The sequence below is a fragment of the Acidimicrobiales bacterium genome (genome assembly GCA_036491125.1).
In the GTDB taxonomy this organism is placed as follows: domain Bacteria; phylum Actinomycetota; class Acidimicrobiia; order Acidimicrobiales; family AC-9; genus AC-9.
Window position 1 is genome coordinate 1 of the sequence record DASXCO010000209.1, and the last position, 12352, is coordinate 12352.

The following is a 12352-nucleotide window of genomic DNA, read 5'->3' on the forward strand; positions in this document are numbered from 1 at the left end:
AACGGGGTCGGGGCGTTCTACGTAGCACTCTGCTTGGCAGCGTCTCTCACACTCTGGCGTCGCATACCCGACGCCCGATCCTCATTGCTCCGGAACGCCCCGCAGTCGACGATTGAGAATCGCTTCTGACCAAGAGCGGAGGCACCCCCGGCCAACTTGAAGCGGACCCGCGCTCGATAATGGGCCCGTTCCTGGCCGGAGCCGCAGCGGTCCGCCGTATTCGCCCGGCGCCGCCCGAGCTCTCCGGGCAGATCGCCATCGAAGTCGGCGACCTCTACAACCTGCATGACCTGAGCGCCAACTTCCCCATACAGCGGCTGACCGCGGTGGCCGGGCCGTCCGGGGCGGGAAAGACCGCTCTCGTCCTGGACAGCCTCATCCCGGCAGCGCGAGCCCGGCTGAGTGGGTCGGCCCAGCCCCGCCACGTCCGCCGCCTTGAACTCGGAGGAATCCGGCAGGTCGTCGAGATCGACGCCTCGCCGATCGGCCAGAACGCCCGGTCGACACCCGCGACCTACTCCGGGGCCTTCGACCAGGTCCGCCGTGTGTTTGCCGAGTCCGCTTACGCCCGCCGCCGGCGTCGGAAGCCAGGCCACTTCTCGTTCAACACCCGCGAGGGCCAGTGCCCGACGTGCCGGGGACTTGGTCATATTGACCTCGACGTCCAGTACCTGCCCGACATCAGTGTCCAGTGCCCGACCTGCCGCGGCGCCCGCTTCAACGACGACACCCTCGCAGTCCGAATCGACGGCCTGACCATCGCGGACGTGCTCGGCCTCAGCGTTCTCGACGCACTGGAGCACTTCGGTGACCGATCTTTGGTCGCGACTGCGCTGAGGCCGATCGCAGAGGTTGGCCTGGGTTACTTGCGACTCGGCGAGCCCACGCCCTCGCTGTCCGGCGGCGAGTCCCAGCGGTTGCGCATCGCGTCTCGGCTACGTAGCAGCCAGCGCAGCGCGCTGTATGTCTTTGACGAGCCGTCAACCGGACTGCACCCACTCGACGTGGCCACACTGATCGGCGTGTTCGACCGACTGCTGGAGGCCGGGGCCACGATCCTAGTTGTCGACCACGACCTGGACCTGCTCGCGGCTGCCGACCACCTCATCGACATGGGGCCAGGTGGCGGCCCCGATGGTGGGCACATCCTGGCGACCGGGACACCTGAGGAGGTCGCGCAATCGCCGGCCAGCGTGACCGGGCCGTGGCTGGCCGACTACCTGCGGATCCCGGAGGTCCCCCGGCCCGATACCCTTGCTCGCGGCGAGAGCCGGTAGGTTTCGGAGTCCATCTCGAGTTGGGAAGGGGTAGCTCACGCGCGACCCCAACGACGTTCTCTGAGTTCGCGCCAGCGGCATGGCCGGTCAGCGGAGCAGGTTGTCGAGCGCCTCGTCGATCGGGGTCGATCCTGAACTCAGGTACAGGATTTGGCCCGCGCTGCGCGAGTCGGTGACCAAGGAGGCGAGGACACTGGCGACATCATCTCGTGGCACCGGGGCGCTGAAGGGCGTCGTCGGGTTACGAATCAAGCCGAGGACGTCGCTTCCGCGGACCACCAGCAGGCGGGTGAGCCGGAGTGCGATCTTCCCGTGCCCACCGGCGATAGCGACCTTCACGCTGATGCTCTCCCTCCATCACGTCCCACCATCGACAACCTCACGATACTGTCGAGAGTCGCCACCAGGTTTACCTCCGGGACCCTGAGGGCCGGGCTGACAGGGCAGTTGGCCGTGGCGTTCAGCGCGTGCTCCACGAAGGCCACCTCATCGACGCCCGGAATCACCCCAACGGCGATCGAGCGCTCTCCCTCGCCGATCCGTGAGTCGGCCGGTAGAGGCAGACTCTGCTGATTCGACGCACCGAAGACTTCCATCATCCGCCGCCTGCCAGAGCGGCGCGCCCTTGGTCGAGATCGACGACTTCGCCCTTGAGGCCGAACTGGTGAAGGTTACCGCCGGGCGCCTCAATTCGGCCAGCGGCATCGAGGTCTCCAGCCTTCAACGGGTCGAAACCGGCACCCCGGACCAGACGCTCGATCGTCGTCGCGGAAACGTCGTCGTCGGTATCTTCCCCATCGGCTAGACCTTCGAGTACCGTCTCGACTGATGCGACAGGGTCCGCTGGCAGGCCGCTATCCCGTGGTGGCGGCGATGGTCGTCTCCGCCCTCGTCCCGTACCTGGTGCTGTCGGCGGCCCTCCAGCCGTTGGCGCCCATCATCGCCAGGCAGCTGCACATGAGCCCGCAGACCATGAGCCTGTCCTTGGGCATGGCCAACGCCGCGTATGCGATCGGCACCGTGCTCGCCGTCCAACTCGCCTTGCGCCTCCCGCAGCGGCGGATGCTGCTCGTCTACGGCGTGCTGTTGGTGATCGGATCGGTGCTCGCGGCCTCGGCCACCACGTCGGGAGCGTTCATCGCCGGCCACGTGCTGCAGGGACTGTGCACGAGCCTCCTGTTGATCGCCGCTCTTCCGCCGCTGATCATCGGCTACCCGGTCTCCAAGGCGCGCTGGACGGCGATCGTTCTGAATCTGTGCATCTTCGGCGCCGTCGCCTTGGGGCCGGTGGTCGGTGGCGTCCAGGCCTCAGGGCATGCCTGGCGACCCCTGTTCTGGATCGTGGCCGGGATCGCCGTCGTTGCGCTGGTGCTGTCGCTGCTGACCTTCGTCGATGCCCCGCCGGCTGACCGGAGCGCGCCAGTCGATCCGCTCGCCCTCGGGCTCGCCGGCGGCGGTTGCGTGGCCGCCTTCTTTGGCGCCTCTGAGCTGCTCACCCACCGTTTTCTCGACCCTTTGACCCTCGGACCGCTCATCGGCGGACTGGCGTTGATCGTCCTTCTCCTGGTAGCTGAGTATGGCGGCATGTGCGGGCTGTTGCAGGTGCGCCCGCTGGTCAGCACGCTTCCAACTACGGGGATCCTCGTGGCGATGTCTGCGGCGGCGGCCTCAGTGTCGGCGATCGTGCTCAGCGGGGCGGTCCTACCGCAGCGGTACACGCCCCTACACGTAGGGCTGCTCTTTCTGCCTGAGTTCGGCGGCGCGGTGATCAGCGCGATCGTGTTCGGGCTCGTCTTCCGCAGGCGGGGCCTGCACTACTTCGTCCTGGCCGGGATCATCCTGCTCAGCGCAGGCATCGTCGTGATCAGCCGCATCATCCCGCCGACAGCTATCCTCACCCTGGTCGGCTCGGGGTTGATCGGGGTCGGCGTGGGGTCCTCGGTGACCCCGGCGCTCTACCTCGTCGGCTTCTCGGTGTGGTCCTCGGGCGTGCAGCGGGTGTTCGCCATCGTGGAGTTGCTGCGTGCCGTGGCGGCGTTCATGATCGCACCCGTCCTGTCGTACCTGGCGGTAACGGTTGGCAGCAGTCTGAGCGCGGGCACGACCATCGCTCTGTGGATCTGCTTCGCGATCTCCGCCGGCGGTGCGGTGGCCGGAGTCTCCCTCTACGCCCTCGGCCGGGTTCGCCCGCCCACACCGGCGTTCGAGCGGTGGCTGGCCGGAGAAGGGCCTGCCTGGGACTCACCACGACTGCTAGCTGCCGTCCGCGGGCCATCGACCGAGGCGGCGCCCCCTCAGCGCGTAGCCGATGACGACGTTCGGAGTCGTCGGCTACTACGCTCGCTCAGCGCCGTGTGCCGGCCGCCACCCAGCTCGCAGTCACCAGTACCTGATGCCGTGGGCGCGAGCCGGACGGAGCAGCCAAGCTGATGCGGCAGCCCAAGGAACAGGGCTGAGATGGCGAGCGATGGGAACGGCCCCGTTGTGCTCGCCTATGACGGCTCGGATCTGGCCAAGGCAGCGATCGCGGAGGCTGGGCGCCAGCTGCGTCCCAGCCGCCAGGCACTGGTTCTGACCGTCTGGCAGCCCTACAACGTCGGCTTCACTCCGCCCCGCGAGCTCAAGATGGACGCCGCCGCAGTCGATGAGGTCAGGGCCGCAGCCGAGCAGACCGCCGCTCAAGGAGCATCGCTGGCCCAGGCGGCGGGATTCGCAACTCAGAGCATGGCGAAAGAGGCTGCGCCCACCTGGAAGGGCATCGTCGAGGTCGCCGACGAGCAGGACTCGAGCCTCATCGTGCTCGGCTCCCACGGTCGCAGTGGGCTCGCCGACGTGCTGATCGGCAGCGTCGCCGAGGCTGTCGCAGCGCACTCGCGACGCGTCGTGCTCATCGCCCATCGCCGTGACTAAAGGAGTCGCATGCCTTGGCCAACCTTGGGCAGTTCCACGTTTCAGTCACAGTCGGCCGGGTTTGACGAGTATCGGCCGACCCCAACTACTTCCTGGCGCACGACGACATCACCGGTGATAACCGCACGTGCGGCAACTCGCTAGCGGCCGGGCCTACCGGCTTCCATCCGTGGCTCGACATCCTGGTCCGGCTGAGCAGATTGCCGGCGGTCACGATTACGGCGATCCGCGGGGCGAGCACCGCGTCGTGGGGACACCAGGCTCTTCCCGGCCATCGGAGAAGTGACCCCTAGTGTCCCCGCGTAGGCGACCGCACTCGACTGCGGTCGTAACTGGAGGTCGCGATTTCTCTAGGTGGTCGCCCCCACAAGTGCGCGAGCAAGCGGCACGCCGCCGGCACCGATATCACGGACGATCACGTCGGCGATGGCATGCCCGGCGCTCCGTCGGACGATGGAAGTGGTAGCTCTCGCCGGACCGACCTTTGTTTGATCGAGATAGCGGATCGTGATATCGGTGGCTGTCTCTCCGATGACTGCCTCGGCGGCGGCGGCAACGAGGAACCCGAGAGCGCCGCCGTTGATCGTGCCGAAGCTGTTGCCGACGTAGTCACTCTGATCGAGCTCTGCCGCATCGGCAGTGACTCGCATTCCCATGCGATCGGTTATTGAGCCCGTGAGCAGCGGCCCCACGTGGTCGAGCCGGGATCGTACGCCGATCGCGGGCACCCGGCTCACGAGAGATGCCTCATTCGGGATGCGCACGAACGATCCTGTAATCGGCCCCACGGCATCGACATCGCCGTCGATTGATACGACCTTGGATCCTGCCCGGAGCAGTCGTGCGTCGGTTCTCACCCGCCCCTCCGCGGGCCGCGCACCCGTGGTGACCGACAGGTCCAGTGTGGCGACAAAGTCCGGCGCAGCAACAGAGAGCGCCACGCGGCTGCAAGCGATATCGGCGAGAGTGATAAGTGCTCCCACTGAAACCTGTCCGGATGAATCGCGCATGGCGTCGGTGATATCGAACTCCGCCACGCCGTGATCAGGGTCTTCGAGCCAGTTCAGGACATGCAGGTCGCGCAGCAGATGCTGCTTTGGCGGATAGGTCATGTCAGCCCAGCCGTCCCTGCCGCGAGCTGATACACGCGAACACACCTCCGATGACCATCTCTGCAAAATTACTCTCTCCAGTGCCAGACGTTGCCCGTCAGCGAAGCCGTGGCTTGGCGAATGCCTACCCCGGCGGAACGAAGTAGCCGTCGGGATTGCTTCCCCCTGACCATGTCGTCGTCTCGTCGCCCATGCTGCGATGGATATACTATATACTCTCGGGGCGGCTGAACCTATCGACACTGAAGCCGTTGGACCGTCTGCGCGAGGGCGATGTGGCCTTCGAGCCGAGCGCCCTACCTGTGGCCGCATCTTCGAACGACCTCAGGCACTGAACCCTCAAGCTCCTGACGCCCGTCGGTGCAGTCCGCTGCGTCGGTATGGGTCGCCCTGATCAGGGCTTTCCACGCTCAATCGTCCGCCAATGTCGTTCGGTCCGCCGAGATCCTTCAGGTGGGTCTCCAATCTGTGTCCACCAGGACCTCTGCGAAGAACCGGCGACGCGGTTGAGATCCGCCCACTCCCCCACCTGCTAAACCCAGGCCCATGGCTGCACAGCGAGGCTGGCGAGCAGTCCTGCTGCCCATGCCCCAGCGGCGGCCACCGATCCGGTGAGGAAGACGGCGCGATCGCAATCTCTTGCTCACGCTCCCGCGACAGCTCTACCGTCGCCTACCGGCACTTTGAGGCGTGGTCGTTCTCGTCGAAGTCGATGATGTGGTTCGGGCTCAAGTGCTGCGGCGAGGCCACGAAACCACGCCGAGGACACCACTCGACGGGGTTTCGAGTCATGCAGGCTACGGAGGGCCCGAAAAACTTTGTGGCGCCTGACTCCTCTGGCTTCGCCCGGCGCTACGCGGATCCCAAAGTGCGCGTCAGTGCCGCCGGACCCCTACACGAATCGCTTGACGAAAGTGAGGGCCGTATCGGCGACGTCTCGCCAGCCGCTGTCGATCACGAGGGCGTGGCCGCGGTTGGGCATCTCGACGATCTCGGTCACGCCCTGGTTCCGCTGCTGCTTCTTGTAGGAGGCATTCGCAATGGCCCAGGGCACCGTGTTGTCCTTCTCGCCGGAGACGATCAGCAGCGGTCCACGCTCGGGGTTCTTGGTGTCCACCTTGGCCTCGGTCCACGGATTGAGGTTCGCGGTAGCGGCCTGGAAGAGCGGCACGCCAGAGGCCGGCACTGCATAGGTGTCGTATAGCTCCTTCGCTTCGTCCTCGCTGACCGCGTTGGCGAAGCCGAAGCGGAACTGCTCGTAGGTGAGCGGGACCGCACGGCGGTGGTTGGCGGGGTTGCCGATCACCGGCGATGCCGACTTGAGCGCAGAGAGCGGAAGCGGAAGAACGCCGCGGAACGGCCCTGGATCGATTGCCACGGTGGCATCGGCCAACCCACGGCCGGCGAGAATCTGCACGAGCAACCCGCCGAACGAGTGCCCGATGATCGCCGGCTTCTTGTCAAGCTTGCGGATCACGTCCTCGACGTGGTCGGCCACCTGCCCCACCGTCTTGTGGGCGAACACCTCGGGGTGCTCGTTGGCCTCCTTGACCGTGTTGGGGTCGTCGGGCCATGCGGGCGCCAAGGTCGTGTAGCCCGACTCCTGGAAGACCCCCCGCCACCGGTCCCAGCTGGTCGGCAGCAACCAGAGGCCGTGGACGAACACGACCGGCCTGAGTCCTGACGCATTGGCCTCATTGATCTGCTCTTCTTCGTGTTCTGTGATTGGGTCTTCACTGGTGACTGCCATATCGTTTCGCTCCCTGTTGGGTGGCCGAGGCGCTAGGTCTCGGGGTCTGGTTAGTGGTTGACGCCGCGGTGGGCTCAGGCCCTGATGAAGGCCAGTAGATCGGCGTTGATCGTCTCGGCTTGGGTGGTCGGCATGCCGTGTGGAAATCCCGAGTAGGTCTTCAGCGTCCCGTTCTTGACAAGCTGCGCGGACAGCGGGCCGGAGTCGGCGTAGGGAACGATCTGGTCGTCATCTCCGTGCATCACCAGCACGGGCACACCTATCTTCTTGAGGTCCTCGGTGAAATCGGTCTGAGAGAAGGCAACGATGCCGTCGTAGTGTGCTTTCGCTCCACCCATCATCCCCTGCCGCCACCAGTTCTCGATGATCGCCTCCGAGGGCTCGATGCCGGGCCGGTTGAAGCCGTAGAAGGGTCCTGACGGCAGGGCCCGGTAGAACTCGGACCTATTGGCGGCCAGCTGGGCCTGCAGATCGTCGAACACGCTCTTCGGCAGCCCGCCGGGGTTGGCGTCGGTCTGCACCATGAGTGGCGGCACTGAACTGATGAGCACCGCTTTGGCGACGCGGCTTTCGCCGTGCCGGCCGACGTAGCGGACGACTTCACCGCCACCGGTCGAGTGGCCGACGTGAACGGCGTCGCGGAGATCGAGATGTGCGGCCAGCGCTGCCAGGTCATCGGCGTAGTGGTCCATGTCGTGACCATCGCCGGTCTGCGAGGAGCGTCCGTGACCACGCCGGTCGTGGGCAATGACCCGATAGCCATGGTGCAGGAAGAACAGCATCTGGGTGTCCCAGTCGTCAGCCGAAAGCGGCCAGCCGTGACTGAACACGATCGTTTGGCCCGACCCCCAGTCCTTGTAGAAGATCTCGGTGCCGTCGGCCGTGGTGATCGTGCTCATCGGGCTTCCTCCGTTGGCGCTGCGGTGAGTGGTCGACGACGCCAGGAGGCCCGAGGGGGCCGGCCGCTCTTGGGACTGGGCTCAAGCTAGCGGCCCCTGTAGGTCAGCGCCGAGGTCGGGCGTGGCGACACATATGGGAGCACTCGGCCCATTTGGGTCGCCGCCCTACGAGGGTCGTGGCTGCTGCTCCTCGAACAGCTCGACCATGGTCAGTGCGAGCACGAGGCCAATCGCGACACTGGCAAGGCGATCATCTGTCGGACGACCGCGCCGGGACCGCGAAGCCCGCCAGCGCCCAGACGAGCTTCTCGGCATCAGACGTAGGAGGGTTCGCAATAGTCATACTCGCGTCAAAGGCGGCCCTCAGACGGCTCACATGAGCGGCTGGCACTCTGTGCGCAGCTGCGTGAGTAACAGGAGCGCCATCATGGAAGATCACGAACCAACAGGCCTTCACGAGGCTCTTCCCGGCCGCCCCGTATCGAACGAAACGTCAGGGCCGTCGGTAGGTGGAAGCTCGGGCGACGCCGGCACCGGGCCCCCTCCTCCGCCAACCTCTTCGCCAGACTCGTCGGCATCGGTGACCATGGCCATGCAAGGACGCCGGCAGACGGTACGGCGATTCCTGTCGAACAGAAGAAGGAGATGGACGATAGCTGCGGCGGTGTTGCTCGCAGCGATCGGACTCTCCGCCGGTCTCGCCACGTCCCTCTCAGGAACACCAGCGCAATCCGCCCCCAGCACCGGCGTCGCCAGCGGTCTCGCACCTGGAGGCGGGGGATCCAACGCTCGGTCTGGACCGGCCGCAGGGGGAGCATCCGGCACGGTCGGAAGCCTGTCCACGTCGAGCTTCACATTGTCGACCTCAGCGAGTCAGAAGGTGACCGTCAACGAGACGTCCTCCACCACATATCAGAAGGGAGCGAACTCGACCTCGGCGAGTGCCATTGCAACGGGAGAACCCGTACTTGTACTTGGGACGACCAACGGAACGACCATCACGGCCACGCAGGTCATCGTGCAACAGACTGGCGGCGGATCTGCGACTTCCTCGGCAGCAAGCGTGATCCCCTTCCAGCGCGGCGCACCGACCACGTCCAAGCAGGTCGGTCAGATCCCGGCGGACTTCAGTCAAGGGTCGGGGACAATTGTCAGCGGAACGGCAGCGAACAAGGCGACGGAAGCTGCGCTGGCCGCCTACCCGGGAGGCGTCGTGGACCGTGTAGTGCAGCTGGGCAACGGCGAGTACAACGTCCACTACATAGGCGTCAACTGGCCCCACCACGTCTTCGTCAACCAGAGCTTCCAAGTCGTCGGTGCCGAGTAGCCGCCGGGCTCGTTGCCGCCTGACCGCCCAATAGCAAGGTCACTTGGTACTCGAGAATCTCGTCCCCGCGGTGAGTTCAACACGGGCAGCGATGCAGAAGGAGCGACTCAACGCGCAGGGGCTTGCAAGGGTCCACCGTCGCTACCAGCTGCGTTTGAGCCCTTGCCGCGGACGACCTCCATGCGTTCCTCGCTCGGCGATCCGTATCGGTGCCCAGAATCGGCATGACGGCTGAAAGGTCGGACGACTGGTGGGCTGGCTTCGCTGAGTGTGCTAGGCCCCAGCGATACCGAAGCAGTCGCCACCCCGGCGAGCATCCAACCTGGCGTGCTTCAGGCCGCGACCTTGGCGGTCATCTCCTTTCCGGGGCAAGAGGGGGAGGGCAACGCGAGGCGGGCGCTCGCAACTCTCGTGCATCATCATCGCCCTGACTGGGTAGAGAACTCACTGGTCATTAGCGCCGTTGCAGGCGTCAACGGCGGGACAAGGAACGATCGTGCCGAACGACAGGCCCGTCGTCTGGGGGGGAGCGGCGGGTCATCACGGCCAGGATCGGGCCTGGCCATCCGGGGAGATTGCGGAGAACGGCAATGGCGGCCCTTTGGGAATTCCGGAGGCCTACAGACGCTTGGCCTCGTTGCGTTTCGACGACGAGAGCCTGGAGGCGGTGCTTCGGCTCGTCGTGTGCTTGGCGACCGCGGCCCTTCCGGGGACGGACGCCACGGACGCCATGGTGCTCCGATCCTCGGGCCTGGAGACCGTGGGGGCGTTCGACAACTGCCGGGAGCTCGATGAGGTTCAGTCCCGCTTACAGCGGGGTCCCTGTCTTGTGGCGATGAGAGAGGCCGAGACTGTCGATGCGACGGTGCCTGCCACGAGCAGGCGCTGGCCCGAGTTCGCTCAGGTCGCCACAGAGGGCGGGTTTGGGGCGGTGCTCGCCCTCCCGCTCCGCACGCCGGACCGGGTGATTGGTTCACTGAGCCTCTTTTCCCGTCATCGCCAGGGGTTCGACGACGACACACGTGTGGCGGCAGCGCTCCTCGCCGATCGTGCCGCGGTGGTGCTCGCCAATGCCATCGCATTCACCAGTGCCGACCTGCTCAACCGCCACCTCGGCGAGGCCCTCGCCAGTCGGGGTCTCATCGGGCGGGCGAAGGGCATCCTGATGGAGCGCCACGGGTGTGGCGACAACGAGGCCTTCGATCGTCTGCGTCACGAATCACAGACGACGCACAGAAAGCTGCGAGACGTCGCCAAGGGGGTTACCGAGTCGGCGCCGAGCACGCGCCGACCAGCCTGAATAGGCGCACCATCGCTGAACCACCCACATCCATAGGGGGAGAGGTCTCCCCCATACTGGGGTTGTATCGGCCGTGGAGGCTACCTAGGTTCGGTTGCCTTGCATGTCGACGACGCGATCGACCAGCTCGGGAACGTGCTATTGGCCGACAACAGTCTCGAGACCGTCCTCGGCCTGATCGTCTCCCTCGTGACGTGCGCCATCCAGAAGGTGGATGCGACGACCCTGTCGGTGGTGCGCACCGGGGGGCTCGAGACCACGAGCGTCAACTCGGACAGCTCCCAACGACTCAGCCAGGCCCAATCGCGTTCCGGTCCAGCCCTTGTCGCCATGCAGGAACAGCGGCCCGTCGAGGTCCCTTGGGCAAACATCGCCGAGCATTGGCCTGAGTTGGCCAAGGCTGCTGCCGACGACCGGTTCGTGGCCGTGCGGGCGATCCCTCTGCGCGGTGGTGACAGGGTCCTCGGCGCTCTGTGTGTCTTCACCTCCCATCCCGCGGGCTTCGACGATCGGACACGGCGGATCGCCGAGGCGATGGCTGATCACTCGGCCGTGCTGGTGGCCAACGCGGTGTCATATGCGGCTGCCGGTCTCTTCAACCGACACCTGCGCGATGCTCTTGGGAGCCGGGACCTCATCGGACAGGCCGAGGGCGTGCTCATGGAGCGCCACCGCGTTGGGCCCGATCAGGCCTTCGCCGCGTTGCGCCGGACGTCGGTCCGGACTCATCGCACGCTGCGAGACGTGGCTCACGGCATCGTCAGGTCGACCCAAGTGCACGGCGTCGCGGACGGATTGCAGGCGCCCGCCGCACCTCCGGCAGCCGATGATCAGGTGGCGTCACGAGCGGAGGTCTCCTGAGGGATAGCCGCCTCGGCAGCGTCGAGCTGTCGGTGGACCTCGGCGGGGTCAGCCCGACCGGCGACGAGCTCTCGAGCCGTGACATCGAGGCGTCCCGCTGCTTCCAGGGCCTCCTCGGCCGCTTCGGTAGCGGCCACCCGGCTCGCCGTCTCTTCCTCGTGTCGAGCCTTAGCCGCCGCCCGCAACCGACCGGCCAGGCTCTGGAGAGCTCTGCCGATGCTGTCGGCACCTCGCCGACCGTCGTCGGGAGTGAGCTCCGCCCAGGCTTCGACCTCATTGCGCAAGAGCTCGACCTGTCCGCGCAGCACGTCCGGCTCCGCGGCCAGGACCTGGTCCCAGCCCACCTCCTCGAAGAGGTTGCGGAGCACTGAATTGGGGAAGAGCTCGAGGTTGCCAGGCAGGTTCACCAGGCGGTGCAGTGATCCGACGAACCGGTCTTGGAGCCGGTCGGCCTGGCGAGACTCCTCCAGCAGGAGAGGTGTCCAGTCAGGACTGAGAGGCCGCCGGCAGCGCGGGCACTCACCTGTGCCGAGCTCCGCGACCTCGGCGAGCAGGAGCTCGTTCTGACACGCACGACAACGACCCTCGATCGGGGTGATGGCCACGGCTAGCTTCCTTCTCGCCCCGTCACCTGGGAGGTCATGGCGCCTCTCCTCATCGCTTGACGACCACGAGCTCGTCGCCCTGGACGTCGACCAGAACGGCGTCGCCTTCGCTGTAGCGACCCTCGAGAAGGCCGATGGCCAGGCGATCCCCGATCTCGCGCTGGATCAGTCGCTTGAGGGGTCGGGCCCCGTAGACGGGGTCGTAGCCCCGGTGGGCCAGCCACGACCGGGCGGCGTCGGTCACCTCCAGGCCGATGCGACGGTCGGCCAGGCGGCGGTCGAGCTGGGTGAGCTGGATGTCGACGATCTTG

13 protein-coding genes are annotated in these 12352 nt (G+C 66.3%); 7 read left to right on the forward strand and 6 right to left on the reverse strand.

Annotation, left to right across the window (positions count from 1 at the left end):
- Positions 1 to 179: 179 nt before the first annotated feature.
- The gene (locus VGF64_16760; protein HEY1636412.1) at positions 180 to 1277 is read left to right on the forward strand and encodes a hypothetical protein; all 1098 of its coding nucleotides are present in this window, start codon (positions 180 to 182) and stop codon (positions 1275 to 1277) included.
- A gap of 87 nt (positions 1278 to 1364) precedes the next feature.
- Here the strand turns inward: VGF64_16760 and VGF64_16765 are convergent, their stop codons facing one another.
- Positions 1365 to 1616, reverse strand: a complete 252-nt coding sequence (locus tag VGF64_16765) for a hypothetical protein (protein ID HEY1636413.1) — start codon at positions 1614 to 1616, stop codon at positions 1365 to 1367.
- 286 nt (positions 1617 to 1902) lie between these two features.
- Here VGF64_16765 and VGF64_16770 point away from each other — a divergent pair, with 286 nt between their 5' ends.
- Genes VGF64_16770 through VGF64_16780 form a run of 3 tightly spaced genes read left to right on the forward strand, consistent with a single transcriptional unit; the run spans position 1903 to position 4187 of the window.
- Positions 1903 to 2082 carry a hypothetical protein gene (locus VGF64_16770; GenBank protein HEY1636414.1) on the forward strand — a complete coding sequence of 60 codons (180 nt, stop codon included), beginning with the start codon at positions 1903 to 1905 and terminating at the stop codon, positions 2080 to 2082.
- 23 nt (positions 2083 to 2105) lie between these two features.
- Positions 2106 to 3707: an MFS transporter gene (locus VGF64_16775; GenBank protein ID HEY1636415.1), complete on the forward strand. Its 1602-nt coding sequence runs from the start codon at positions 2106 to 2108 to the stop codon at positions 3705 to 3707.
- A gap of 27 nt (positions 3708 to 3734) precedes the next feature.
- A complete protein-coding gene (locus VGF64_16780; GenBank protein HEY1636416.1) occupies positions 3735 to 4187 on the forward strand; it encodes a universal stress protein in 453 nt (150 codons plus the stop codon).
- Positions 4188 to 4537: 350 nt separating this feature from the next.
- Here VGF64_16780 and VGF64_16785 read toward each other — a convergent pair whose 3' ends face one another.
- The 3 genes from VGF64_16785 to VGF64_16795 all read right to left on the reverse strand — a co-directional run bounded on the left by VGF64_16785 (position 4538) and on the right by VGF64_16795 (position 7948).
- Positions 4538 to 5299, reverse strand: coding sequence for a hypothetical protein (locus tag VGF64_16785; protein ID HEY1636417.1), 762 nt, complete (start codon positions 5297 to 5299; stop codon positions 4538 to 4540).
- An 892-nt stretch (positions 5300 to 6191) separates the two neighbouring features.
- Positions 6192 to 7049, reverse strand: a complete 858-nt coding sequence (locus VGF64_16790; GenBank protein HEY1636418.1) for an alpha/beta hydrolase — start codon at positions 7047 to 7049, stop codon at positions 6192 to 6194.
- A gap of 74 nt (positions 7050 to 7123) precedes the next feature.
- Positions 7124 to 7948 (reverse strand): alpha/beta hydrolase, encoded by an 825-nt coding sequence (locus tag VGF64_16795; GenBank protein ID HEY1636419.1) that lies wholly within the window; start codon positions 7946 to 7948, stop codon positions 7124 to 7126.
- A gap of 1063 nt (positions 7949 to 9011) precedes the next feature.
- Here VGF64_16795 and VGF64_16800 point away from each other — a divergent pair.
- The 3 genes from VGF64_16800 to VGF64_16810 all read left to right on the forward strand — a co-directional run bounded on the left by VGF64_16800 (position 9012) and on the right by VGF64_16810 (position 11436).
- Positions 9012 to 9275 (forward strand): hypothetical protein, encoded by a 264-nt coding sequence (locus VGF64_16800; GenBank protein ID HEY1636420.1) that lies wholly within the window; start codon positions 9012 to 9014, stop codon positions 9273 to 9275.
- Positions 9276 to 9912: 637 nt separating this feature from the next.
- Entirely contained in the window at positions 9913 to 10575 is a 663-nt protein-coding gene (locus tag VGF64_16805; GenBank protein HEY1636421.1) for an ANTAR domain-containing protein, read from the forward strand.
- A gap of 99 nt (positions 10576 to 10674) precedes the next feature.
- On the forward strand, positions 10675 to 11436 hold the full coding sequence (locus tag VGF64_16810) for a GAF and ANTAR domain-containing protein (GenBank protein HEY1636422.1): 762 nt from the start codon (positions 10675 to 10677) through the stop codon (positions 11434 to 11436).
- Here VGF64_16810 and VGF64_16815 read toward each other — a convergent pair.
- Both VGF64_16815 and VGF64_16820 read right to left on the reverse strand, forming a co-directional pair.
- On the reverse strand, positions 11406 to 12041 hold the full coding sequence (locus VGF64_16815) for a hypothetical protein (GenBank protein HEY1636423.1): 636 nt from the start codon (positions 12039 to 12041) through the stop codon (positions 11406 to 11408). The two genes, VGF64_16810 and VGF64_16815, sit on opposite strands and share 31 nt — an antisense overlap.
- A gap of 49 nt (positions 12042 to 12090) precedes the next feature.
- On the reverse strand, positions 12091 to 12352 hold a 262-nt coding region (locus tag VGF64_16820), incomplete at its 5' end, for a hypothetical protein (protein HEY1636424.1).

Excerpts from the sequence above, each read along its gene's own strand:
- VGF64_16760 (HEY1636412.1), top strand. The coding sequence starts at position 180 with ATGGGCCCGTTCCTGGCCGGAGCCGCAGCGGTCCGCCGTATTCGCCCG.
- VGF64_16775 (HEY1636415.1), top strand. The coding sequence starts at position 2,106 with ATGCGACAGGGTCCGCTGGCAGGCCGCTATCCCGTGGTGGCGGCGATG.
- VGF64_16790 (HEY1636418.1), bottom strand. The coding sequence starts at position 7,049 with ATGGCAGTCACCAGTGAAGACCCAATCACAGAACACGAAGAAGAGCAG.
- VGF64_16780 (HEY1636416.1), top strand. The coding sequence starts at position 3,735 with ATGGCGAGCGATGGGAACGGCCCCGTTGTGCTCGCCTATGACGGCTCG.
- VGF64_16795 (HEY1636419.1), bottom strand. The coding sequence starts at position 7,948 with ATGAGCACGATCACCACGGCCGACGGCACCGAGATCTTCTACAAGGAC.
- VGF64_16785 (HEY1636417.1), bottom strand. The coding sequence starts at position 5,299 with ATGACCTATCCGCCAAAGCAGCATCTGCTGCGCGACCTGCATGTCCTG.